Origin of the sequence: Microbacterium sp. CBA3102 (genome assembly GCF_007954505.1) — a bacterium.
Taxonomy (GTDB): Bacteria; Actinomycetota; Actinomycetes; order Actinomycetales; family Microbacteriaceae; genus Microbacterium; species Microbacterium aurugineum.
This window is the reverse complement of sequence record NZ_CP042412.1, coordinates 716,329-739,244: the sequence shown is the minus strand read 5'-3', so window position 1 is coordinate 739,244 and position 22,916 is coordinate 716,329. Positions and strand designations below refer to the sequence as shown.

Here is a 22,916-nt window from a genome sequence, read left to right as displayed (position 1 = left end):
GGCCCGGCTGGTCGGTCGTCGGTTCGTCTCAGAGCAGGGCAGCGACCTTCTCGGCGGTCTCCTTCGCCGATCCGGGGTTCTGTCCCGTGACGAGGTGGCCGTCGACGACGGCATGGGAGACGAACGGCAGGAGAGACTTCTCGTAGTGGGCGCCGCGCTTCTTCATCTCTTCCTCCGCGTTGTACGGGACAAGTTTGTCCACGCGGGCGAGAACTTCCTCCTGCCAGGCGAAGCCGGTGACCTTCCGGTCAGCGACGAGGAGAGAGCCGTCGGAGAGTCGCGTGTTGAGCAGCCCGCAATAGCCGTGGCAGACCGAGGACACGACTCCTCCGCGTTCCCAGATCTCTCGGGTGATCCGCTGCAGTCCTTCACTCTCGGGGAAGTCGTACATCACGGCATGACCGCCGGTGAAGTAGATCGCGTCGTGGTCCGCGGCGTCGATCTGGTCCGGGCGCAGGGTGTTCTCCAAGAGCGCCATGCGTGCGGGGTCGTCGCGCCAGGCTCTGGCGGTCTTGTCGTAGCTGGGGAACCTCAGCGAACGAGGTTCCAGCGGTGAGGCACCGCCCTGCGGACTGACGATCCGTTGCTCGAAGCCACGCTTCTCGAACACCTCCCACGCATGGGTGAGTTCCGACAGCCACAGGCCGGTCGCGTGCGAGGGGTCGTCGTAGTGGCCGACGTTGGTGACGACGTGAAGAATGCGTCTGGTCATGAGATCTCTCCCGTGGTGGTGTCGACCAACTGCGGAGATGCGGGTCGGAGGGGGACAGCGAGGATCGCGCCGACGACGGTGTGTACGCGTGCGGATACCGCGTCGGCGGGTTCCGGGCGGAGCTTTCCGTCGAGGTGCAGGAACGCCAACCCGTGAGCCAGGCTCCACAGGGCCGTCGACAGACTCGGGACGTCCGCCCCGGGGAACAACCGCTCGACAGCCTCGTTCAGGACGGTGTGCAGTTCCGCGGACGCCGTCACCCGTTCGGCGTTCGCGTCGTCGCATTCGTTCCCGAACATCAGTCGGAAGACCGCGGGACGACGCATCGCGAAGGCCACGTAGGCGATGCCGAGCTCTGCGATGACATCGGCCGCGGACGACGACGCCGGGGCGCTGTCGAGTGCGGCGGCGAGGTCTGCCCGCAAGTCATGGAACCCTTCGACGGCGACGGCGGAGTCCAGCGCCTCGCGATCGGCGAAGTGCCGATACGGGGCGGCCGGCGACACCCCTGCTCGACGCGCGACGGCGCGCAGAGAGAACGGCTCGCCTGATTCGAGCACCCGGATCGCCGCGTCGATGAGAGCAGCGCGAAGATCACCGTGGTGGTAGGTCTTCTCCGATGTTGACACTGTTCACCATCCTTCCGTACGATGATGTAAACAGTGTAAACATACCGCACGGATCCAGCGATCGGAAGTCGAGAAGAAAGAATGCAGACCATACTGGGCGCGAACGGCCAGATCGCCGTCGAGCTCGCGCGAGAGCTGACCCGAAACCACGCGTCCCCGCTCAGGCTCGTCAGCCGCAACCCGCGCAGAGTCAACGACACCGACGACCTCATGAGCGCCGACCTGCTCGATGCGGCTCAGACGCGGGCCGCGGTTCAGGGGAGCGACGTGGTGTACTTCACGGCCGGGTTGCCTGCGGACACGGCGCTGTGGGAACGGCAGTTCCCGACGATGCTCAAGAACGCCCTCGACGCGACCCGTGCGGCCGGCGCCAGGTTCGCGTACTTCGACAACACCTACATGTATCCGCAGGATGACCGGGTGCAGACCGAGAGCACGCCCTTCGAGCCCGTCGGACCGAAGGGTCGGGTCCGGGCGGCGATGGCGTCGATGGTGCTCGACGAGATGGCGCGTGGTGACATCCCCGTCCTGATCGCCCGTGCCCCGGAGTTCTACGGGCCGGGGAGAACGCAGAGCTTCACGAACGCTCTCATCGTCGACCGGATCAGGAACGGCAAGCGCCCGTTCGTCCCTGTGCGAGATGACGTCCAGCGCACCCTGATCTGGACGCCCGACGCGAGCCGTGCTCTCGCGGCACTCGGCACCACCGAGGATGCCTTCCAGCAGACGTGGCATCTGCCCACCGATCCCGACCGTCCCACCTACCGACAGTTCGTCTCCCTGGTGAGCGACGCGTTCGACCGGCCGCGCCCACCCGCCTACACCGTTCTTCCGACGTGGATGCTGGGGGCGGCCGGGCTCGTGTCCCCGCAGGCGCGGGAGATCAGAGAACTGCTCCCGCGGTACGAGCACGACAACAGATTCGACTCCACGAAGTTCGCTCGGCGGTTCCCCGAATTCGAGGTCACCAGCTACCGTCGCGGCGTGGATCTTCTCCGCGGCGCATCGCTTGAGGAGCAGCCCGGCGGATCCTAAAATAAGGGTGAATTCCGGCGGGCTGAAGGGCGCCCGTCGACCCATCGGGCAGGGTTCCGATCCCTGGTCGCAGGGTCGTGCGTTCCTTTCGGTCACCGCCTTTGGCTGATTGATTGGAGTGTTGCGATGTTTACGATGCCCGATCCCCGATTCGAGCTCCGCAAGATCACCGAGACCGAGTGGTTGATCCTCGACCATCGCTACGAGTCGAATGATTCCCGGCGCACCGTCGCGTGCGTGTACCAGTTGGATGCGGTCGAGGTGGACGTGCTGTGGCTGCGAGACCTTCCGCTCGCCACCTCGTACATGTCGGCGGCCGACGTGCTGGAAGACGTTCAGCGCTTCCACGCCCCTGCGCGCGACCGCAGGCCGGTGGCGATCCCGCACCGGCCGCCGCTCGCCACCGCCTGAGCACGGCCTGGCGAGGCGGATTGTCCCGCCTCGCCAGGTCGCGTGTCAACGGGGAGTCGGCGACGGGGTTCGAGAGCAAGACTGGCGTCACCGCTGATGCGATTGGAGACTGCGATGTCAGACCCGCAGATGTACCCGGACGAGGAGCGCGAAGTCGAGGCCGAAGGCATCGACCCGGACATCCCCTCGACCGACGACGATCGAGTCGTTCCCGAGGATGAGGAAGATCAGGAGCGCGACGAGGACGACGACATCGATCTCGCTGACCTGCCGTAGCGGTCGAGGGTTCGACGTCCGGAGTCGCTCTGGAACCCACAAGTGGAGGGGCTGACGGGAATCGAACCCGCGCTGTCTGCTTGGGAAGCAGAAGTTCTACCATTGAACTACAGCCCCGCACCCGCATCCGAGGAGCAGGTGAAGGCCAGCCTACCCGCACGCCGCCCGATGGCCAAAGCAACGCGGCACGGTCGCGGCCTGGCAACTAGGCTGGTGCCGTGCTTCTCAGCGATCGCGACATCAGGGCAGAACTCGCATCCGGCCGCGTCGGCCTCGAGCCGCGCGAAGAGGGGATGATCCAGCCGTCGAGCATCGACGTGCGCCTGGACCGCTACTTCCGGCTGTTCGACAACCACAAGTACCCGTTCATCGACCCGTCGGTCGATCAGCCGGAGCTCACGCGTCTGATCGAGGTCGATCCCGAGGAGCCGTTCATCCTGCACCCCGGCGAGTTCGCACTCGGCGCGACGTTCGAGCAGGTCACCCTCCCGGATGACATCGCCGCCCGTCTCGAGGGCAAGTCCTCGCTCGGGCGCCTCGGGCTCATCACGCACTCGACGGCCGGGTTCATCGACCCGGGGTTCACCGGTCACGTGACGCTGGAGCTCGCGAACGTCGCGACCCTGCCGATCAAGCTGTGGCCGGGGATGAAGATCGGGCAGCTCTGCTTCTTCCGGCTGACCTCACCTGCGGAGAGCCCCTACGGGTCCGGCCCCTACGGCAATCGTTACCAGGGGCAGCGCGGACCGACGGCCTCCCGGTCGTTCCAGAACTTCCATCGAACGGACGTCGGCGTGACCGACGTCGGAGCAGTCGGAGGCTGAGATGAGCGACATCAGCGGCACCACCCCGGAAGAACCGATCGAGCCTGAGGAGGGCGGAGTTCCCGAGGAGCCGCTGATTCCGCCCGCGGATGCGGTGATCCCGCCGCCCCCGCCCGACATCCCGATCCCGGACGGTCTGCTGGCCCCGCCCTCGTCCGCAGCGATCCCGTCGGCGGACGCGGTGATCCCGCCGCCTCCGCCCGAGACGCGCCGTCGCTCCGACCGCCCGCGTCCGACTCCCGCGATCCTCGATGGTGAGCCTCCCGCCGCGGTCGCCGACGACTGGGCACAGCCGTCGGTCGCGCCGGAGGTTCCGACCTCCGGCGGCTACGGCGGCCTCACCGTGGCGATCTTCGTCTTCCTGTTCGTGCTCCTGATCGCCGCGATCGGCCTCGTGGTGTTCCTGCTCAACACCGTGAGCTTCCCCTGGGCGAGTAGCGACAGTGCGGTGTCGCTCGCCGTCGCCCTGCGGCTCTGAGGAGCCGGCGTTCGGCGCCGACCATCGGACGCCGGACAGCGAAGATCGCGCTCAACTCGCGCTGACCGCGAGCAGGAACCACGCCGAGTGCGGGATCCACTGCTCCGCCCAGCGCCACGAGTCCGGGCCCTCGGTGGTCTCGGGGGTCAGAAAGGCGATGCCGTTCTCGTCGTCGGGGTGACTCGTGATGCCGTTCACGATGCCGCCGGGCAGGTTCGGGAAGTCGGGAGTGTACTCGACGTTGTTGCGCCCCCTACCCTGCAGCATGCACACGTCGAAGGGGTTGCGTCCGAGCACCCAGTGCACCTGGTCGGCCGCGAAGCGCCGCAGTTGCGTCGCTTGCACAGAATCGCACGCTGGAAGGTCGGCGACTCCAAGGGCCGAGAACGCGAGAGAACCCAGGTTCGCGTTCTCGCCTTGCCACCAGTAGCCGGTGTCGTTCTCGTGGGGGAAGAAGAATGCGTCGCGCACGCTGCCGCCTCGCGGCTGCACTCGCTGGCGCGGATACCCGAACGGATTGTCGACGGCCTGCGTGCGTCGCAACACATCTTGCATGACCGCCAGCGCCAGCTCGCGCGCCGTGTCTCCGAAGCGCGCATCGGGCACGAGCTCGGCGTAGCGGAGCAGGGCGATCACCGGCAGGCCCGCTTCGACGGCAGAGAAGAATGGCCGTCCGTCCTCCCAGGCCTCGAACCAACCCGGCTCGTCGGGCGAGGTGCGGTAGCGGTCGATCAGGGCCGCGGCGCGACGATCCGCCGCCGCGACGAATCGCTCGGCGTCCACGCCATCCGCGCCATCCGTCGCCGCGACGAGCTCGGCCGCTGCGAGCAGGGCGCAGTATTCGTCGACGACCGACTCGGAACTGTTCGTCAGGGCTCCGGTCTTGAGGTCGAGCCCGAACAGATACTCCGTGTTATGCGCCTCGAGGTCGTCGAAGGCACCGACGGCGGCCGCGAGATACTCGGCGCTCGAGAAGGCGCCGTGTTCTTGCTCCCTCGACGCCCGGGCGAGCGCGGCGATCGCCAGCCCGCCGCCGCCACGATACGAGGCGCGATAGCGGTCGGTGCGTACGCATTCCGGTAGCGGCGCATTGATCACGCGCTCCTCGAGCTGCTTGGTGAGCGCATCGAAGATTCCGCTGTAGAACGCACCGTCCGGCGTGCGGAAGCGTACCAGGAAGTCGGCGCCGAACAGGGCCTCGTCACGCAGTCGCGCACCGAGCGCCTTGTGGAAGCGCGGATGTCGCTCAGCCAGCCGGTCCCGAGCCTCCAGGAACGCCCACGCACACAACGGGATCTGCTGCGGGCTCATGGTCGGGGAATAGGTCAGATGGCTGAGGAATTTGCTGGTGTCGCCCGAGGCGTCGAGCCAGCCCCCGCGAGCATCCACCGTGAATCCGGAATCGTCTGCATAACGCAGCGCTGCGGCATCCTTGCGCTCGATCTCACCGCTGGAGCGAGCCGCCTTGAAGGCGAACAAGATGTCGGAGAGCGTGCCTGCCGCCAGGCGCTCGACGCCGATCATGAACGGCGGAGACGAGACGACCTCGTCGCCGACCGAGGCCAGGAGCGCGTATCGGCCCGGAGCGTTGACCTCGTCGAAGTCGACGCGCGCGTATGCACCGGTCTGCCAGGCATCGACTGTCGCGGTGGGGCGGGTGGAGAGACGCACACGGGAGTCATCGTCGAGCGACAGCAGCTCGACGTGCGGCATCTCCCCGGGATGCGGCACCTCGACGAGCGCCGACTTCGGGGCCGCGGAGTCGTAGCCGAGGTGGTTGGTGAGAATGCGCATGTCAGCCCTTGAGTGCTCCGGCGAGGACCGCGTTCTCCATCTTCTCCGCGAACACGGCGTAGACGAGATACGCGGGGATCAAGGTGATGAGGATGCCGGCGGCAAGAACACCGTACTGCGCGGCGTTCGCGATCGAGAGCGTCGGGAGTGCGACCTGGGCCGTACGCAGCGATGCTTCGGGGCCGATGATCACGAGGGAGAAGAAGTACTCGTTCCAGAACGATAGGAAGTTGAGGATCGCGACCACCGTGAGCGTCGGGATCGCGAGCGGCACATAGACCGACCACAGCACGCGCAGGGGACCGGCACCGTCGAGCAGCGCTGACTCCTCGAGCTCCGCTGGCACGGCGCGCATCGCCTGGGTCAGCAGGATCACCGTGAGCGGCATGGCCGACGCCGGGAGGAACAGGATCAGGAACTCCCGCGTGTGGAACAGTCCCATCATGATCGACAGGAGCACGGTGGGTACCAGCGCGGCGAAACCGGGGATGAGGAACCCGAGCGCGAACACGCGCTCCACCATCTGGCCGACCGCGCCCTTCGCACGGGCCAGGGCGAATGCTGCCGGCACCGCGAGCGCGAGGGTGAGGATCTCGGCACCGATCGTGATGTATGCCGAGTTCAGCAGGGCCGTGCCGAGCGAGGCCTGTGAGAACGCCAGGCCGAAGTTGTCGAAGGTGAGCGGTGTGAAGGGGGAGAACGGCTGGTTGAAGATGTCGGTGTTGTGCTTGAACGCCGAGATCACCAGGTAGTAGAGCGGCGCGGCGAGCAGCACCACGTACAGCCAGACGCCCGCGTGTGCGAGGTACTTCATCGGGCCGGTGCGGGCGAGGGCCCCGCCGCGGCCGCGTCGACGACGCGCGGTCGGGCGCGAGGGGGGAGCAGGATGCTGCGCGGAGGAGGTCTGCGGGGCCGGAGCGGAGACGACGGTCATGAGGGCGGGTCCCATCAGTACTTCTGCCGGAACGCCCGGCGGATCACGAGGATGCCGGCCACGCCGACGATGAACAGCACGACCGCGACGGCCTGGCTGTAGCCGACCTTCGACTGGTTGAAGGCGAAGTCGTACACGAGGAACGACAGCGTGGCGGTGGCGTTGCCTGGCCCGCCCTTCGTCAGCAGCAGCACGACGGCTGCAGAGGAGAACAGGGTCCACAGGAACTGCAGCATCGTGACGACGCCGACGAACTCGCGGCACATCGGCCAGGCGATGCTCCATATGCGGCGGAAGTGCCCGCATCCGTCGATCTCGGCGGCTTCGAACACCGAGGCGTCGATCGAGTTGAGACGGGCGGCGAGCATGATTGCCGAAACTGACATGCTGCACCAGATCGTGACGATGATGATCGCCCACATGGCGCTGTCGCCGTTGGCGAGCCACGGGCGCGCGAGCTGGTCGAGACCAAGCGCGTCGAGGAACCCATTGATCATGCCCTGCGGGGCGAAAACGCCCACGAAGACCATCGCCAGGGCGGATGCAGAGAGCAGCACGGGCGTGAACATGAGCGCACGCACGAAGCGATGTCCGCGGGGCTTGAGGTTCAGGTAGTAGGCGATCATGAACGCGCCGATGACGACGATCGGCAGCGTGACCACGAGCTGGAGGATCGTGTTGCCCGTCGCCAGCCACACCACGGGGTCGTTCACCAGGCGTACGAAGTTGTCGAGCCCGGCCGGTGTGCGCGGGGCGATCAGACCGCGCCAGTTCACGGTCGAGAAGTAGAAGAGGCTGACCAGGGGTCCGATCGTGAAGACCAGGAACCACAGCAGTGCCGGAAGCGTGGCCGACAGCTGCACGAGCTCGCCACGTCGTCGGGCCTTCGCGCGTCGGAGGGCGACGACGTCGGGGGAGTAAGCGGTCATGGGGAGGGCTCCAGCAGTGAGGAGGGCGGCCCGGCGCTGTGGCCGGGCCGCCCAGACGGGTTACTTCGCGGCGACGTAGATGTCGTCGACGGTCTTGCAGATCGTCGCGGCATCGGTGCCGGGGGTGAACGCGACCGACGTCGCGCGGTACATCGGGTTGGACACATCGGCCGGCACGTAGATGTCGGGCATGACCGGGAAGTCGACGGACTCGGGCAGCTCGGTCAGCGACTGTGCGAGCAGCGGCGAGGTGACGCCGGACGTGTCGCCGCCGAAGTCGGCGACCGGGATCACGCCGCCTTCGTCGAGGATGCCCTTGAGCACATCGTTGCCGTACATGTAGGTGATGAGCTTCTCGACCGAGCCGATCTTCTCCTGGCCGTTCGGGCTGATCCACCAGCCGGCGGAGGTCGAGCCACGGTAGGCGAGAGGCTTGTCGAACGGTGCCCCCTCGGCGACGGGGAGTCCGCCGAGCACGGTCGCCGCGGCCAGCTCCTCCGACGCGGACGGGTAGGCCCACGAACCGAGCGGTGCGATCGCGGCCTGGCCATCGAGATACGCGGCCTGCGCCTGGTCGGCCGTGTAGCCCTCGACGCCGTCGACGAAGACGCCGGCGTCGCGCAGCTCGACCAGAAGCTCGATGCCCTTCATCGCGTCGGGGTTGTCGCACGTGGCGCCCTCGGCGTAGACCTGCTTGGCCTCTTCGGTGGAGAGGAACATCTCCAGGAACTGCAGGAAGATCTTCTGGCCCGACCAGTCGATGCCGCCGAGAACGACGGGTGCGATACCCGCGGCGCGCAGCTTCTCAGTGGCGTCGATGAGCTCGTCGGTCGTGGTCGGCACGGCATCGATACCGGCCTCGGCCAGCAGATCGGTGTTGTACCACCACGGCCACGTGAAGCCGGAGTAGGGGAAGGCGCGGATGTTGTCTTCGGCGTCGGTCCAGTCGACCAGTGCGTCGTCGGGGATGCGGTCGGCGATGCCCCACTCTTCGATGTAGTTGTTCACGGGCACGACGGCACCGTTGATCGCCCAGTCGAGTTGCTTCTCGAGGAGTCCGACCAGCAGCACGTCGGCTTCTTCCCCGGCGAGGAGGGACGTCTCGTACACCTGGTTGAGGTTGTCTCCCGACTCGAGCACCTTGACCTCGATGCCGGTCTCTTCGGTGAACGCCTCGAAGGCGTCGAACAACGGCTCGTTCTGCGCCTGGCCGGCGGTCCAGTTGGTCTGGACGACGATCCGGTCAGGCGACGACGGCTCGCTGCTCGCGCAGCCGCCGAGGGCCGCGGCGAGCACGAACGCGCTGGCACCTGCCAGGGGGATGGACACGCGCTTCTGCACGGAGGACCTCCTTCTCGGGCCGGTCGGGTGCCGGCGGTTCCTGGAATGGTACTGTTTCGGACTCAAAGTGGTCAATACTGGTATTGAATCTCGTGATCAAACGGTGACACGTCGTTGGCTCTCAGTCCTGCTCGGAGAACACGACCACGCCCTTGACGAAGTCCGACGGCCTGGTCTCCATCAGCTCGTAGGCCTGGTCGACGTCTTCCAGAGCGAACGTGTGGGTGATGAGCGGCCGATAGCTGAAGCGGCCGTCGGCGATCATCGCGAGGCCGTCGGCCATCGCGCGCAACGTGCGCGGGCGTGACGGGGAGAAGCCGTTCACGATCGTCGCCCCCTTGTACCAGAGCTCCATGTCCATCGGGGCGTCTCCGGTGTGGTGGTACCCGACGATGCAGACGGTGCCGTACGGGCGTACGAGCGATGACGATGTCGCCAGTGCTGAGGTGGCACCCGCGGCCTCGATGACCACGTCCATCCGCTGTTCGCGGTCGCCCGTCGCCGAAGTGAACGCTGCGGGGAGTTCGTCGGGGTGGTGGGCCTCGTGGGCACCGAGTGCGAGCGCCCGTGCGCGCGCTGCGGGGTTCGGATCGACGGCCACCAGAAGCCCGGGAAGGCGGGCCGCGGCGAGCTGCACGAGCCCGAGACCCATGAATCCGAGGCCCACGACCGCGACGCGGTCGCCAGGGCGGATGCTGGTGCGCGAGAGGGCCTCTTCGAGGTCGGCGAGGGGCTCGCCGATCACATGCTCCGCCGCGAAGCCGGCGGGGACGCGCAGGATCGAGTCGGCGTCGAGGGTGACCTTCGTTGCGAAGCCGTCTCCGCCGAGGCCGGTGACGACCTCGCCGACGCTCCAGCGCCCGTGCGGATCGCCGACCGCGCTGATGCGCCCGACCGTCTCGTGCCCGAGCCGCACGGGAGCATCGGGGGTTCCATGCTCTCTCCACGGCGTGCGGTCCGATGTGCACACACCGCAGGCGAGCACGTCGATCACGACCTGTGAGGGCGTCGGGATCGGATCGGGCGCACTCACGATCTCGGAGCGGCGGGGGCCGATGACCTGGCTGATGAGCATGGATTTCTCCTCCGGCTGGCGTCGTTGCGATGGCCGCTCGCTTGTCTCAAATGGATAGCAAGTGGTTGTGCTCATCATAGAAGCGTATTAGCTTGGCCCTCAGTGGTATTTTTGTGGACTACTGCAAGTGCTCAAAGGAGAGGCCATAGTGTACCAATTCACCCATCGAGCAGGGCCGCGATGACGGCGGTCCGCACCGCAGCCGTGATCGGCGCGGGTTCGCAGGGTGCCGTGCACGCTTTCGGCCTCTCCCATATCCCGAACCTGCGCATCGTCGCGATCAGCGACGTCGACCAGGTGGCTGCGACCGCGCTTGCCGCACGCCACGACGCGCAGGCCTACACCGACGTCGAGCGCCTGTTCGCCGAGCAGCGCGTCGATCTACTGAGTGTGTGCGCTCCCGCAGCCGCTCACCCTGTCATCGTCGCCCTCGCCCTCGCACACGGGGTGACCGCGATCCACTGCGAGAAGCCCATGGCCCTCACCTACGGCGAAGCGCGCCGGTTGGTCGAGACCGCGGCCGCCCACGGAGCCACGCTGACCATCAACCATCAGCGCCGCTTCGATCGTATGCATCGCGCCGTACGCGAGCGCGTCGCCGGCGGAGCGATCGGTGAGCTCCTCGGCGCCCAGGGCTACTGCGCCAACCTATTCGACTGGGGATCGCACACGATCGACCTGCTGCGCCTGCACCTGGGCGACCCGACCGCGACCTCCGTCTTGGCGCAGATCGACGTCGCCGCGCGCAAGCGGGTCTACGGGGCGCCCACCGAGACTGCCGGAGTCGCCACGGTGCGCTTCGACTCGGGGATCGACGCGGTCATCACGACAGGACGCGACGAGCCGCTGCATCCGCTCGGCCACAACGGGATCGTGATCCAGGGCGCCAGCGGCAGGGTCGACGTGTTCGGCGGACGCGCCGTCATCCACGCCGACGGGGAGCTCCCGGTCGAGATCCTCGAGAGCGTCGGCGAGGAGTTCAGGATCGAGCTCGGCGGGGTCGACCCTGCCGTCATCGAGCAGACAGCCCTTGCCCTCGCCGACCTCGTGCACTCCGCCGAGACCGGCGCAGCGCCGGTGCTCGCCGCCCGCCACGGCCTCGCCGCCGCAGAGATCGTCTTCGCGGCCTATGAGTCGAGCGTGCGCCGCGGGCTGGTACGCCTTCCCCTTGATGTGTTCGACAACGCGCTGCAGCGCGGACTCGACGAGGGGCTGTGGGCACCGGCGACCGAGATCGTGTCGACGTACTGACTGAGAGAGATGGATGAGATGAGAGAGGCCGTGGCATGAGAGTGCTCCTGCGGCGAGGACTGTTCTATCTGATCACCGCGTTCGCGGCGATCACGATCAACTTCTTCCTGCCCCGGATGATGCCGGGAGACCCGATCGAACGCATGCTGACCCGATTTCAGGGACAGCTCAGCCCCGACGCGGTGTACGCGCTTCGCCAGCTGTTCGGTCAGGGCGACGACAACCTGTGGACCCAGTACTGGGAGTACTGGGGCAACATCTTCACCGGCAACTTGGGGGTGTCGATCAGCGCCTACCCTGCGCAGGTGTCGACCATGATCCTGCAGGGACTGCCGTGGACGCTGTCACTCATCGGCATCTGCACCGTGCTCAGCTTCGTGATCGGCGTCGGTCTCGGCATGCTCGTCGGCTGGCGGCGCGGGTCCTGGCTCGATGGCCTCGTGCCGGCGACCACCTTCATCTCGTCGATCCCCTACTTCTGGTTCGGCCTGATCATGGTCTACATCTTCGCCGTGACGCTGCACTGGTTCCCCCTCTCCGGCGGCTATCAGCCGGGACTCATCCCCGGATGGAACCTCGAGTTCATCGGCAGCGTGATCTCCTACGGCATGCTCCCGGCGATCACGATCATCGTGTCGTCGATCGGTGGATGGCTGCTCGGCATGCGCAACATGATGGTCACCACCCTCAGCGAGGACTACGTGCTGCTCGCGCAGGCCAAGGGCCTCAAGACCGGTCGCGTCATGCGCACGTACGCGGGGCGCAACGCCGTGCTTCCCTCACTCGCCAGCTTCGCGATGTCGCTCGGCTTCCTGGTCGGCGGTTCGATCGTCACCGAGGTCGTCTTCAACTACCCGGGGCTCGGCTACACGCTCTTCCAGGCCGTGCAGCAGCAGGACTACCCGCTCATGCAGGGCATCTTCCTCGTGATCACCATCACCGTGCTCGTGGCCAACCTCGTGGCGGACTTCGCCTACGTGCTCCTCGACCCGCGCACCCGACAGGAGGCCCGCCGATGACAACCCCGCTCACCGCCACCATCGCCGCTCCGACGCCGACGCCGAAGAAGGGCCGCAACCTCGACTGGCTGCGCGGCCTGCGCTCGACGAAGATCATCGTCGGCGGAACCGTGTTCCTGTTCTTCGTGCTGGTCGCGATCTTCGGGCCCATGCTCCTCACGACCGACCCCAGCGCGGTGAGCACCGACGTGCTCCTCCCGCCCTCGCCCGAGCACTGGCTCGGCACCACCCACACCGGGCAGGACCTGTTCGCCCAGATGGTCTACGGCACCAGGATCTCGATGTTCGTCGGCGTGGTCTCGGCGTTCTTCGCGACTGGGCTGTCCCTGATCGTCGGCCTCACCGCCGGCTACGTGGGCGGGCTCGGCGACGAGCTCCTCTCGGTGCTCTCCAACATCTTTCTCGTGATCCCTGGCCTCCCGCTCGTCGTGATCCTCGCCGGCTACCTGCCCAGCACCGGATCGGTCGGCATCATCATCGTGATCGCGATCACCGGATGGGCGTGGGGCGCGAGGGTGCTGCGGGCCCAGACCCTGTCGCTGCGCAACCGCGACTTCGTCGAAGCAGCGCGCGTCGCCGGCGACCGCACCTTCCGCATCATCTGGAGCGAGATCCTCCCCAACATGCTCGCGATCGTCGCCTCGTCGTTCCTCGCGACCGTGACCGGCGGCATCCTCACCCAGGCCGGACTCGCGTTCCTCGGCATGACCGACGTGACCGAGTGGTCGTGGGGAGGCATCCTCTACTGGGCGCAGAACAGCTCGGCGCTGCTTTACGGCGCCTGGTGGTGGTTCGTCCCGCCGGGGCTCGCGATCGCCGTGGTCGGCACTGCACTGGCCCTGGTCAACTTCGGCATCGACGAGTTCGTCAACCCTCGACTGCGCGCCGCGGGGCTGGGCACCAAGGCCGGCACCAAGACGCAGTTCAAGCGTCCGCGCCAGCCACTGCTGAACCTGCGTCGTCCGCGCCGCGACCTCGACGACACCGGCGACTTCGTCGCGGGCGAGACCGTGCTGCAGATCTCGAACCTCACGGTCGAGTACCAGACGCACGATGGTGCCTTCCGCGCGGTCGACGACGTCAGCCTCACGCTCCACCGCGGCGAGATCGTCGGTCTTGCGGGCGAGTCGGGGTCAGGCAAGACCACGCTCGCGTACGCCGTGACACGGCTCCTGCGTCCGCCCGCTGTGATCACGAACGGCGAGATCGTCTACACGGGGCGCGACGGGGAGCACCTCGACGTGCTCGCCCTCGACGATCGCGACTTGAAGGCGTTTCGCTGGTCGGAGATCGCGATGGTGCTGCAGTCGGCCATGAACGCCCTGAACCCGGTGATCTCGATCGGCGACCAGATCGAGGACGTGTTCATCGATCACGATCTGCGCCTGAGCAAAGAGGAACGTCGTCGCCGCGCGGGCGAGCTGCTGCGCACAGTCGGCATCGACCCGATCCGCCTCGCCAGCTACCCGCACCAGCTCAGCGGCGGCATGCGTCAGCGCGTCATGATCGCCATGGCGCTGTCGCTCAAGCCGCGCGTGATCATCATGGATGAGCCCACCACCGCTCTCGACGTGATCGTGCAGCGCAGCATCATCGAGGAGATCGCGCGCCTGCGGCACGACTTCGGCTTCGCGGTGCTGTTCATCACGCACGACCTCGGGCTCCTGCTCGAGATCAGCGACCGCGTCGGCGTCATGCGCAAGGGACGCCTGGTGGAGGAGAACACCCCCGCCGCGCTGCTCGAGCATGCAGAGAACGACTACACCCGCCACTTGCTGAAGTCCTTCCCGAGTCTGCGCGGCAACGCGCCGATCGCGGGCGGCGGCCGCTACATCGCGGAGGACGGCGAGCACGCCTCCGAGGAAGTGGGAGCACGATGACCACCCTGCACGCGGTCAACCTCACCAAGGACTACCACCTCGGTCGACGCGGCGACACGCTGCGCGCGGTCGATGGCGTCTCACTCACGGTGCGGCCGGGCGAGACCGTCGCCCTGGTCGGAGAGTCCGGCAGCGGCAAGTCGACCATGGCGAAGATGATCCTGCGCATCACCGACCCCACCGGCGGCGAGCTGCGGCTCGACGACGACGTGGTCCCGCAGGGGCAGCAGGGCGTGCGCGCCTATCGTTCGCGGGTGCAGATGGTGTTCCAGGACCCTTTCGCGTCGCTCAACCCGCTGCGTACGGTGCGGCACCACTTGCGTCGACCGCTCCGGGTGCACCGCATCGTGCGCGGGCCGAAGGAGGAGCAGGCGGAGCTGGAGCGTCTGCTCGACTCGGTCAACCTGTCGGCGGAGTACCTCGACAAGTTTCCGCACGAGCTCTCCGGAGGCCAGCGCCAGCGCGTCGCGATCGCCCGGGCGCTCGCACCACGCCCCGAGGTTCTGATCGCCGATGAGCCTGTGTCGATGCTCGACGTGTCGATCCGCATGGAGATCCTCGAACTGCTCGACCGTCTCAAGCTCGACCGCAACCTCGCGGTGCTCTACATCACGCACGACCTCGCGACCGCGCGGCACTTCTCGAGCCAGATCGTGGTGATGCGCAACGGCCGTGTGGTCGAGCGCGGCCCGAGCGACGAGGTGATCGCGGCCCCCATCCACCCCTACACGCAGCTCCTGGTGCGCGCGGCCCCCGATCCGCGCTCCGATCCGTTCGAGGTCGATGTCGACCGACGCCTCCGCCACCCCGAAGTGCCGGTGGGCGATGCGGATCCGACCGGAGAGAGCGGCGTCGGCGGCGTCCACTGGGCGCGCGAGTGGGAGGGCGACGAGAGCGTCGCCCGCCTGCTCACCGACAGCCGCATCGCAGGGAAGGAGGGCACGGGCGTCGCCTAGCCGCGCCACCGCAGTTCCGCATGACCCCGCAGTGTCTTCGCAGTCCTATGACTCGCAGTCTCAACGAAAGGAAGTCGGCATGCCCACGCGCACGTCGAAACGAGCGGCCATCGCCACGCTGGCCGTCGCAGCACTGATCACCGGCCTCGCCGCTTGCGCCCCTAGCGGAGGTGGAGGTGAGGGAGGGGAGACCATCCTGACGGTCGGCCGCTCCTCGGCCGCCGTGCAGCAGGTGTTCAACCCGTACCTGCCCACCACCGCCTACCAGCTCGGCTCCGAGGGCATGATCTACGAGCCCCTCGTGCAGGTGAACACCACCAAAGCCGGCGACTTCAAGCCGTGGCTGGCCACCGAGTGGGAGTGGAACGATCAGGGCACTGAGCTCAGCCTGCAACTGCGCGACGGCGTCACCTGGACCGATGGCGAGGACTTCACCAGCGAAGACGTCGTCTACAGCTACGAGCTCATCAAGGAGCACCCGGAGCTGAATCTCACCGGCATCCAGTTCGACACGATCACCGCTCCCGACGAGCACTCGGTCGTGCTCACGTTCGAGAAGTCGTCGGCGAACTTCTTCGACAAGATCATCTACCTCAGCATCGTGCCGGAGCACGTCTACGGTGAGATCGACGACGTCGCGGGCTACGCCGACGAGAAGCCGGTCGGCACGGGCGCGTTCATGCTCGGCACGTTCACGCCCGAGAGCTACACGCTCGTGAAGAACCCGGACTACTGGCAGAAGGGCAAGCCCGCGATCGACGGTCTGCGTTTCGTCCCGTACAAGGACAACACCGCGGTCTCGCAGGCCATGGTGCAGGGCGACGTCGACTGGTGCAGCTGCTACATGGCCAACGTCGAGGAGACATTCCTCTCCAAGAGCGACGACTTCCACATCCTGTGGTCGGTCGTGGGCGCAGACGGCCTCATCACGAACAACCAGAACTTCCCGTTCAACGAGAAAGAGATCCGCGAGGCCGCGAGCCTGGCGATCGACCGCCAGCAGGTGGCCGACGTCGCCAACCGTCCGGCGGCGACGTGGAAGGGCGGCCTGCCGCTCCCGGTGTTCGAGGACTCCATCGCCCCCGGTCTCGAAGACGAGGTGTACGAGTACGACGTCGACGGCGCCAAGAAGATCCTCGAGGGCCTCGGCTTCACGATGGGCTCCGACGGCTACTACGAGCGAGGTGGCGAGCAGCTCGCTTTCGAGATCACGATCCCGCAGGCGTTCACCGAGCAGGTCGCGGCGGCGCAGATCATCCAGTCCAACCTCAAGGAGGCCGGATTCAAGGTCGACGTCAACGGCGTCGCGGTCGAGGCGATCAACGGCATCACCAGCAAGGGTGAGTTCCAGGCGACGATCGGGTACCCCATCGCGACTCAGCTGCTCGCAGTGAACCTGTACGACTCGTGGATGAACCCCGCCTACTCGCTGCCGATCGGCGAGGCCATCCCGACGTACCAGAACATTCAGCGGACCGAAGACCCCGAGATCGCGCAGTACTTCACGGACTACTTCGCCGCGACCGACGACGAGCAGCGCACCGCCGCCGTCACCGGTCTGCAGGAGCAGTTCATCGAGGAGACGCCGTGGGTCGTCCTCTCCTACTACCAGGCGTACGCCGGGTGGAGCGAGAAGAAGGCCACGGGCTGGCCGCAGGAGGCGGACCCGTACTGGGGCGCCTTCGTCAACCCGGTCGTCGCGCTGGAGCTGCAGCCGAAGTGACGACGACGGACGGCGTGCGCGCAGGCCGTCCGCACACATCAGGGGGCGTCTCCACGGAGGCGCCCCCGCCAACCCCGCACCGCCCCCGCATCACCCTCCGGAGGAGACCCGACCCATGTCCACCCGCGCCCTCGTCGTCGTCGGCGGCGACGACACTCACCACGACCTGCTCGGAGCCGCCGACGTGCTCACGCGCATCGGCTCGGCCGCCGGGTTCGTGACATCGCCAGCCGTCGGCATGCAGCGGTTCGTGAACCCTCGGCCCGAGACGGCGGATGCCGACGTGTACGTGCTCTATGACTCGGGCGCGGCATTCGGTGGTGACCAGCAGGCGGCGCTCGCCGCGGCTGTCGCCGCAGGCAAGGGCGTGGTGGCGCTGCACATGTCGAACGTGATGGGTGACCCGGAAGGGGCTGATCGCGCCTACCGTGACCTGCTCGGCAACCACTACCTCTCGCACGGACCCGGGTATCACGAGGGTTGTCATCGCATCGACGTCGTCGCCGCGCATCCGGTCACCGACGGGGTCGACGACTTCGAGCTGTTCGACGAGTATTACGAGTTCGCGTTCGCCGACGACGACCACACTGTGCTCGCCGAGCGCACGCGCGAGGACGGCGTGCGCATCCCGGTGCTCTACGTACGCGAGGTCGGTGAAGGGCGCGTGGTCTACCTCGCCCTCGGCCATGACATGCGCGCCTGGGGCGAGCCGTCGTTTCGTAGGATCCTCGCGCAGGCCATCCGTTGGGCGGGCCGCGCATGAGCCTGCCCGGCGCTGCGGTCATGCTCTACACCGTCGACGCCCTGCTCGACGACGACTTCGAGGGCGTGCTGGAGCGAATCGCCGCCCTCGGCTACACCGGGGTGGAGACCTATGGTCTGCACGGTCGCGCCGCGACCGACGTGAATCGGATGCTGCAGCGCACCGGGCTGCGCGTGGTCAGCTCGCACGCCCCCTTCCCGCACGGCCCGGACGCCGCCCGCATCCTCGACGAATATGCGGAGCTGGGCGCCCCGAACCTCGCCTGGAGCATGGAGGCCGAGGAGTTCGACGACCTCGACGCGATCGAGCGCGGACTCGAGCGCGTGAACGGGGGCGTCGAAGCGGCCGCCGACTACGGCATGACCGTCGCGTACCACAACCACCACGCGGAGTTCCGGAACGTGATCGACGGCCGGACCGCCTACGAGCTGCTGCTGGCGCGGCTGCACCCACAGGCGCGAGTCGAACTCGACCTGTACTGGGCTGCGGTGGGCGGCGCCACGCCGGCGGACGTCGTTCGTTCCATCGGACCGCGCCTGCGGTACGTGCACGTGAAGGACGGCCCAGCTCTCACCTACGGGCAAGACACACTGGTGCCCATCGGTCAGGGAACGGTCGACGTGCTGGGCGCGCTGCGCGAGCCGTCGACCCTCGAGTGGCACATCGTCGAGCTGGAACGGCTCGACGTCGATCCCTTCGATGCTCTCGACGAGTCGTACCGCTACCTGACGGCACACGGCGTGACGGAGGGATCGCGGTGAGCGCGCTGCGGGTGCTCTTCCTCGGCGGCGCCGGCATGATCGGCTCGGCGGTCGCGCGTGAGGCCGTGGAGCGGGGCATCGACCTCACGGTCGTGACGCGGGGAGAACACCGCCGCGCCCTGCCGTCCGACGTGCGGGCGATCCGCGCCGACGTGCGTGACGCGGCATCGCTCGACGCCGCGCTCGGTGCCGAGGAATACGACGCGGTCGTGAACTGGGTGGGCTTCACCCCGGAGGACGTCGAGTCCGACATCGCGCGCTTCGCCGGACGGACAAGACAGTACGTGTTCGTCAGCACGTGCTCGGTGTTCGGGCGCCCCGTGCCGCAGCTGCCGATCACCGAGTCCAGTCCGCGCCGGCATCCGGTCTTCGGCTACGCGCGGCAGAAGCTGGCGGCCGAGCTCGTGCTCGAGGAGGCGTACCGCGAACGCGGGCTGCCGCTGACGATCGTGCGCCCGATGCACACCTATGACGAGACGACGATAGTCTTCCCCGTCACGTGGACCGCGATCGAGCGGATGCGTCGGGGCGAGGCTTCGGTCGTTCACGGTGACGGCACCTCGCTGTGGACGCTGACCCACTCCAGCGATGTCGCCCGTGCACTCGTGCCGCTGCTCGGGAACGCACACGCCGTGGGGGAGAGCGTGAACCTCGTCAGCGGCGACATCCTCACGTGGGACCAGATCCACACCACTCTCGCGCAGGCGGCGGGCGTGCGGGAGCCCCTGCTCGTCCACCGCTCGAGCGAGTCGATCGGGCGCGAGATCCCCGGTTGGGGTGAGGTGCTGCAGGAGGACTTCCGCCACTCGATCCTGTTCGACACCGCGAAGCTGCGCCGACTGGTGCCCGGATTCCACCCGACTGTGACTTTCTCCGAAGGCGCTCGCCGCATCGTCGCGTGGCACGAGGAGGACGCGTCGCGCCGCGTGTTCGACGACGATCTCTCCGACGCCTTCGATCGCCTGATTCGGAACGGATGACATGACAGACACGCACCAGCGCGCCACCGACGCGCTCTCGATCCAGCTCTACAGCCTGCGCGCTGAACTCGGTGAGCATCGCGCGCAGACCCTCGAACGCCTCGCGGGGCTCGGACTTGCGCGGGTGGAGCCGTACGACATCCTCAGTGACCCCGCGCAGCTCGCCCACGAGCTGACCTCCGCCGGACTCGTCGCGCCGACCGCGCACGTCAAGCTCCTCGACGCCCCGCTCGACGATGCGATGTCGGCTGCGCGCACGGTCGGCGTCGAGACGCTCATCGTGCCGTGGGCGGAGCCCGCGCTCTTCCAGGACCGCGCGGGTGTGGCCTCCCTCGCGGAGCGGCTCAATGCGGCGACCGGGAGAGCAGCCGACGCGGGCATGCGTGTGGGCTATCACAACCACGAGTTCGAGTTCTCTGCGCGCATCGACGGCACGTCCGCCTGGGAGGTGCTCGTCGACCTGCTCGACGAGCGGGTCGTGCTCCAGCTCGACACCTACTGGGCGAGCGTCGGAGGTGCCGACGTGTTCGAGCTGCTGCCGAGGTTGTCCTCCCGCATCACCGCGGTGCACGTGAACGACGAGAAGCCGGAAGCGGATGATCCGCCCACTCTCGGCGTGCCGGTCGTCGGCCGGATGCCGGAGGTCACCGCGCTCGCCCGCGACATCGGTGCGCTCGTCGTCGTGGAGGTCGTCGTGGACGGCGACTCCTGGCCGGCCATCGAGCGCAATACGCAGTTCTTCGCGGAGGCGCTCTCGTGAGCGGCGCCCCGGTGCGCGTCGGTATCATCGGCGCCGGCAACATCTCCGACGAGTACCTCGCGACGCTGCAGGCCGCGTCGAGCGTCGAGGTCATCGGCATCTCAGACCTCGACCACGAGCGTGCGGCCGCACAGGCCGCCCGATTCGGTGTGCCGTTCGCGGGCAGTACCGAAGAACTCTTGGCCCTCCCCGCACTCGAGCTCATCGTGAATCTGACCGTCCCCGCGGTGCACGCGCAGGTCGCGCTGCAGGCGCTCACGGCGGGGAAACACGTGTGGGGCGAGAAGCCACTCACGCTCGACCGGGCGTCGGCGCGTGCGGTGCTCGATGCGGCAGTGGCGGCCGGACTGCGCGTGGGCAATGCTCCCGACACGGTGCTCGGGCGCGGCATCCAGCATTCTCAGCGACTGATCGCAGATGGCCGCATCGGCACGCCGCAAACCGTGCTCACCCTCATGCAGGGGCCGGGGCCCGATACATGGCATCCGCGGCCCGACTTCTTGTTCGCCCGGGGAGCGGGGCCGCTGTTCGACATCGGTCCGTACTACCTGACCACGCTCGCGCTACTGTTCGGGCCGATCGAGACGGTGCAGGCGCTCGGGCATCGGGCGTTCGATGTGCGCACCGTGCCTTACGGAGAACGAGCGGGCGCCCGTATCCCCGTCGAGGTGTGGACGCACGTGAGCGTGCTCACGCGGTTCCGCTCCGGGGTCGTCGGCACCTCGATCTACAGCTTCGATTCGCCGGTGCGCCGGCAGCTGTTCGAGGTCACGGGCTCCGGGGGAACGCTCACGGTTCCCGTGAGCGGGTTCGACGGGCCCAACCTCCTGGTTCCGGCCGGTCGGCCGCAACCGGAGCAGACGGAGCTCGTCCCTCCGGGCGTCGAGCGGGAACGCGGCATCGGGGTCGTGGAGATGGCCGAGGCGATCCGTGCCGACCGCGAGCCGCGGGCGAGCGGCGCCCTGGCCTACCACGTGCTCGATGCGATGATCGCGATCGAGGAGTCGATCGATGCGGACGTTCCGGTGCGGGTGGAGAGCACGTTCGATCCGGTCCCCGCGCTCGATCCCGAGTGGGGTACGAGCGCGTCTTGACCCGGAAGGTAACGCTTCGGACTTAGAATGGTCGTTACTGGTATGGTGCTCTCGCGCCGTGTACGGTTCAGAGTGGAAAACCACTTCCGAGGGGGCAGGAATGACGAGCATCAGTGAATCGCCGATTCGTGCGGACTATCCGGAGCCCCTGTGGATCCAGGCCGTCAATCTCATCAAGGTCGAGATCTCATCCGGTCGCCTCGCCGAGGGCATGCGGCTCCCTCCGGAGCGAGAGCTGTGCACGCAGCTCGGCATCAGCCGGGTGACGCTGCGCAAGGCGCTGCTGCAGCTCGTCGAAGAAGGAGTGCTGAGTTCCTCGCACGGGCGCGGGTGGTACGTCGCCTCGGCGCCTGTCGCCAAGGAGTGGCCGAACAGCCTGGAGTCGTTCAGCGAGACCGCACGCCGGATGGGCCTGGAGGCCACGTCGGTCGTGCTGCGCGCCGAGACCGGCCACGCGAGCCTCGACGAGGCCGAGGCCATCGGCGTCGCACCGGGCACTCCGATCTTCCGCCTCGACCGCATCCGTCTTCTCGACGGTGTGCCGATCGCGCTCGACGCCTCGGTCGTGCCTGCGGCGCTGCTGCCCGACGTTTCGAAGACCGACTTCGCTGTCGACTCGCTGTACGACCTGCTCGATGAGTCCGGCTCCGGACCCGAGCGCGCCGACAGTACCGTCGAGGCCCGCGAGGCCGATGCGCAGGCGGCCGAGGCGCTCCATGTGGCGCAGGGCAGCCCCCTGCTCGTGATGCGTCAGGTCGCGCACGGCTCCGACGGCCGCGTGGTCTCACTGTCGACCATCCGCTACGTGGGCGAACGCTACCGCCTTCGCACGGTCTTCACGCGTGGGGCGGGACCGACCCACTGATAGTCGCTCTTCCGTATGCGCGATCGGAGCGTTCGTCGGCGCGAAGGGCCTGGGCCGGTGCAGTTCGCGTTCACCGACAAGTCGGAGCCGCCGGGTACGGGAAGCGATGGTCCCTACCTGATGGCGGCTACACTGCCGCTCGGTTCCGAGGCGGCGCAGCTCGACGATCTGCGTGACATCGCTGGGGGCGATGAAGCCTCGGGGCGCTTCCAACTGCATCGGTACGACGACATCGGCTCCTTGAAGGACGATACGGTCGCGACGATGAGCGCTAGGCCTGCGCTGCATGGGGGCGTCGTGTGCCCTGCGGCAGGGAGCCGCCCGGAACGGACGAGGCGGATCTGCATGGAACGGATCCTCTGGGCGTTGGATCGCCGTGATGCCGTCACGCACGTCGTGTTCGAGTCCCGGGGGTGCGGAGGATGA

General features: G+C 67.6%; 24 protein-coding genes and 1 tRNA gene. 17 read left to right on the top strand and 8 right to left on the bottom strand.

Going from position 1 to position 22,916, the window contains the following annotated elements:
- Positions 1-28 precede the first annotated feature (28 nt).
- Both FGL91_RS03645 and FGL91_RS03640 read right to left on the bottom strand, forming a co-directional pair.
- Positions 29-712 (bottom strand): type 1 glutamine amidotransferase domain-containing protein, encoded by a 684-nt coding sequence (locus FGL91_RS03645; protein WP_153243120.1) that lies wholly within the window; start codon positions 710-712, stop codon positions 29-31.
- Complete coding sequence (locus tag FGL91_RS03640; protein WP_153243119.1) at positions 709-1,341, bottom strand: TetR/AcrR family transcriptional regulator; 633 nt, start codon at positions 1,339-1,341, stop codon at positions 709-711. The genes FGL91_RS03645 and FGL91_RS03640 overlap by 4 nt, the downstream gene beginning before the upstream one ends.
- 81 nt (positions 1,342-1,422) lie before the next feature.
- Here FGL91_RS03640 and FGL91_RS03635 point away from each other — a divergent pair, with 81 nt between their 5' ends.
- From FGL91_RS03635 to FGL91_RS03625, 3 genes are all read left to right on the top strand, one after another.
- Complete coding sequence (locus tag FGL91_RS03635; protein WP_153243118.1) at positions 1,423-2,376, top strand: NAD-dependent epimerase/dehydratase family protein; 954 nt, start codon at positions 1,423-1,425, stop codon at positions 2,374-2,376.
- Positions 2,377-2,511: 135 nt separating this feature from the next.
- Positions 2,512-2,787, top strand: a complete 276-nt coding sequence (locus tag FGL91_RS03630; protein WP_227991843.1) for a hypothetical protein — start codon at positions 2,512-2,514, stop codon at positions 2,785-2,787.
- A gap of 114 nt (positions 2,788-2,901) precedes the next feature.
- On the top strand, positions 2,902-3,063 hold the full coding sequence (locus tag FGL91_RS03625) for a hypothetical protein (RefSeq protein WP_153243117.1): 162 nt from the start codon (positions 2,902-2,904) through the stop codon (positions 3,061-3,063).
- A 43-nt stretch (positions 3,064-3,106) separates the two neighbouring features.
- Here the strand turns inward: FGL91_RS03625 and FGL91_RS03620 are convergent.
- Positions 3,107-3,180: transfer RNA gene (locus FGL91_RS03620), tRNA-Gly, on the bottom strand.
- Positions 3,181-3,281: 101 nt separating this feature from the next.
- On the opposite strand from FGL91_RS03620, the gene dcd reads away from it, so the two are divergent.
- Entirely contained in the window at positions 3,282-3,887 is a 606-nt protein-coding gene (dcd, locus tag FGL91_RS03615) for a dCTP deaminase (RefSeq protein WP_047524231.1), read from the top strand.
- A gap of 1 nt (position 3,888) precedes the next feature.
- Positions 3,889-4,365 carry a hypothetical protein gene (locus FGL91_RS03610; protein ID WP_153243116.1) on the top strand — a complete coding sequence of 159 codons (477 nt, stop codon included), beginning with the start codon at positions 3,889-3,891 and terminating at the stop codon, positions 4,363-4,365.
- A 51-nt stretch (positions 4,366-4,416) separates the two neighbouring features.
- Here the strand turns inward: FGL91_RS03610 and FGL91_RS03605 are convergent, their stop codons facing one another.
- From FGL91_RS03605 to FGL91_RS03585, 5 genes are all read right to left on the bottom strand, one after another.
- Complete coding sequence (locus FGL91_RS03605) at positions 4,417-6,159, bottom strand: glycoside hydrolase family 9 protein (protein ID WP_153243115.1); 1,743 nt, start codon at positions 6,157-6,159, stop codon at positions 4,417-4,419.
- Between the two features lies 1 nt (position 6,160).
- Entirely contained in the window at positions 6,161-7,108 is a 948-nt protein-coding gene (locus FGL91_RS03600) for a carbohydrate ABC transporter permease (RefSeq protein WP_227991840.1), read from the bottom strand.
- Positions 7,108-8,022 (bottom strand): carbohydrate ABC transporter permease, encoded by a 915-nt coding sequence (locus FGL91_RS03595; protein ID WP_153243114.1) that lies wholly within the window; start codon positions 8,020-8,022, stop codon positions 7,108-7,110. The genes FGL91_RS03600 and FGL91_RS03595 overlap by 1 nt, the downstream gene beginning before the upstream one ends.
- Before the next feature lie 60 nt (positions 8,023-8,082).
- Positions 8,083-9,363, bottom strand: a complete 1,281-nt coding sequence (locus tag FGL91_RS03590; RefSeq protein ID WP_194239302.1) for an ABC transporter substrate-binding protein — start codon at positions 9,361-9,363, stop codon at positions 8,083-8,085.
- Between the two features lie 121 nt (positions 9,364-9,484).
- Entirely contained in the window at positions 9,485-10,438 is a 954-nt protein-coding gene (locus tag FGL91_RS03585) for a zinc-binding dehydrogenase (RefSeq protein WP_153243112.1), read from the bottom strand.
- Positions 10,439-10,618: 180 nt separating this feature from the next.
- Here FGL91_RS03585 and FGL91_RS03580 point away from each other — a divergent pair, with 180 nt between their 5' ends.
- The 12 genes from FGL91_RS03580 (at position 10,619) to FGL91_RS03525 (ending at position 22,916) form a co-directional block, all read left to right on the top strand.
- Positions 10,619-11,689 (top strand): Gfo/Idh/MocA family protein, encoded by a 1,071-nt coding sequence (locus FGL91_RS03580; protein ID WP_153243111.1) that lies wholly within the window; start codon positions 10,619-10,621, stop codon positions 11,687-11,689.
- A 35-nt stretch (positions 11,690-11,724) separates the two neighbouring features.
- Entirely contained in the window at positions 11,725-12,708 is a 984-nt protein-coding gene (locus tag FGL91_RS03575) for an ABC transporter permease (protein ID WP_153243110.1), read from the top strand.
- Complete coding sequence (locus FGL91_RS03570) at positions 12,705-14,588, top strand: dipeptide/oligopeptide/nickel ABC transporter permease/ATP-binding protein (protein WP_153243109.1); 1,884 nt, start codon at positions 12,705-12,707, stop codon at positions 14,586-14,588. The genes FGL91_RS03575 and FGL91_RS03570 overlap by 4 nt, the downstream gene beginning before the upstream one ends.
- Positions 14,585-15,544, top strand: a complete 960-nt coding sequence (locus tag FGL91_RS03565; protein WP_153243108.1) for an ABC transporter ATP-binding protein — start codon at positions 14,585-14,587, stop codon at positions 15,542-15,544. Before FGL91_RS03570 ends, FGL91_RS03565 begins: the two co-directional genes overlap by 4 nt.
- A gap of 79 nt (positions 15,545-15,623) precedes the next feature.
- Complete coding sequence (locus FGL91_RS03560) at positions 15,624-17,267, top strand: ABC transporter substrate-binding protein (protein WP_194239301.1); 1,644 nt, start codon at positions 15,624-15,626, stop codon at positions 17,265-17,267.
- 115 nt (positions 17,268-17,382) lie between these two features.
- Positions 17,383-18,030 carry a ThuA domain-containing protein gene (locus FGL91_RS03555; RefSeq protein WP_153243106.1) on the top strand — a complete coding sequence of 216 codons (648 nt, stop codon included), beginning with the start codon at positions 17,383-17,385 and terminating at the stop codon, positions 18,028-18,030.
- Positions 18,027-18,791 (top strand): sugar phosphate isomerase/epimerase family protein, encoded by a 765-nt coding sequence (locus FGL91_RS03550; protein WP_153243105.1) that lies wholly within the window; start codon positions 18,027-18,029, stop codon positions 18,789-18,791. Before FGL91_RS03555 ends, FGL91_RS03550 begins: the two co-directional genes overlap by 4 nt.
- On the top strand, positions 18,788-19,771 hold the full coding sequence (locus tag FGL91_RS03545) for an NAD-dependent epimerase/dehydratase family protein (protein WP_227991838.1): 984 nt from the start codon (positions 18,788-18,790) through the stop codon (positions 19,769-19,771). Before FGL91_RS03550 ends, FGL91_RS03545 begins: the two co-directional genes overlap by 4 nt.
- Position 19,772: 1 nt before the next feature.
- A complete protein-coding gene (locus FGL91_RS03540; protein WP_153243104.1) occupies positions 19,773-20,531 on the top strand; it encodes a sugar phosphate isomerase/epimerase family protein in 759 nt (252 codons plus the stop codon).
- Complete coding sequence (locus FGL91_RS03535; RefSeq protein ID WP_153243103.1) at positions 20,528-21,625, top strand: Gfo/Idh/MocA family protein; 1,098 nt, start codon at positions 20,528-20,530, stop codon at positions 21,623-21,625. The genes FGL91_RS03540 and FGL91_RS03535 overlap by 4 nt, the downstream gene beginning before the upstream one ends.
- 100 nt (positions 21,626-21,725) lie before the next feature.
- Complete coding sequence (locus FGL91_RS03530) at positions 21,726-22,490, top strand: GntR family transcriptional regulator (protein WP_153243102.1); 765 nt, start codon at positions 21,726-21,728, stop codon at positions 22,488-22,490.
- A gap of 57 nt (positions 22,491-22,547) precedes the next feature.
- Positions 22,548-22,916: a hypothetical protein gene (locus tag FGL91_RS03525; protein WP_153243101.1), complete on the top strand. Its 369-nt coding sequence runs from the start codon at positions 22,548-22,550 to the stop codon at positions 22,914-22,916.

Coding starts and splice junctions, on each gene's coding strand:
- FGL91_RS03645 (WP_153243120.1), bottom strand. CDS start 712: ATGACCAGACGCATTCTTCACGTCGTCACCAACGTCGGCCACTACGAC.
- FGL91_RS03610 (WP_153243116.1), top strand. CDS start 3,889: ATGAGCGACATCAGCGGCACCACCCCGGAAGAACCGATCGAGCCTGAG.
- FGL91_RS03530 (WP_153243102.1), top strand. CDS start 21,726: ATGACGAGCATCAGTGAATCGCCGATTCGTGCGGACTATCCGGAGCCC.
- FGL91_RS03555 (WP_153243106.1), top strand. CDS start 17,383: ATGTCCACCCGCGCCCTCGTCGTCGTCGGCGGCGACGACACTCACCAC.
- FGL91_RS03565 (WP_153243108.1), top strand. CDS start 14,585: ATGACCACCCTGCACGCGGTCAACCTCACCAAGGACTACCACCTCGGT.
- FGL91_RS03540 (WP_153243104.1), top strand. CDS start 19,773: ATGACAGACACGCACCAGCGCGCCACCGACGCGCTCTCGATCCAGCTC.
- FGL91_RS03575 (WP_153243110.1), top strand. CDS start 11,725: ATGAGAGTGCTCCTGCGGCGAGGACTGTTCTATCTGATCACCGCGTTC.
- FGL91_RS03580 (WP_153243111.1), top strand. CDS start 10,619: ATGACGGCGGTCCGCACCGCAGCCGTGATCGGCGCGGGTTCGCAGGGT.
- FGL91_RS03595 (WP_153243114.1), bottom strand. CDS start 8,022: ATGACCGCTTACTCCCCCGACGTCGTCGCCCTCCGACGCGCGAAGGCC.
- FGL91_RS03550 (WP_153243105.1), top strand. CDS start 18,027: ATGAGCCTGCCCGGCGCTGCGGTCATGCTCTACACCGTCGACGCCCTG.
- FGL91_RS03570 (WP_153243109.1), top strand. CDS start 12,705: ATGACAACCCCGCTCACCGCCACCATCGCCGCTCCGACGCCGACGCCG.
- FGL91_RS03605 (WP_153243115.1), bottom strand. CDS start 6,159: ATGCGCATTCTCACCAACCACCTCGGCTACGACTCCGCGGCCCCGAAG.
- FGL91_RS03625 (WP_153243117.1), top strand. CDS start 2,902: ATGTCAGACCCGCAGATGTACCCGGACGAGGAGCGCGAAGTCGAGGCC.
- FGL91_RS03585 (WP_153243112.1), bottom strand. CDS start 10,438: ATGCTCATCAGCCAGGTCATCGGCCCCCGCCGCTCCGAGATCGTGAGT.
- FGL91_RS03600 (WP_227991840.1), bottom strand. CDS start 7,108: ATGGGACCCGCCCTCATGACCGTCGTCTCCGCTCCGGCCCCGCAGACC.
- FGL91_RS03635 (WP_153243118.1), top strand. CDS start 1,423: ATGCAGACCATACTGGGCGCGAACGGCCAGATCGCCGTCGAGCTCGCG.
- FGL91_RS03630 (WP_227991843.1), top strand. CDS start 2,512: ATGCCCGATCCCCGATTCGAGCTCCGCAAGATCACCGAGACCGAGTGG.
- FGL91_RS03560 (WP_194239301.1), top strand. CDS start 15,624: ATGCCCACGCGCACGTCGAAACGAGCGGCCATCGCCACGCTGGCCGTC.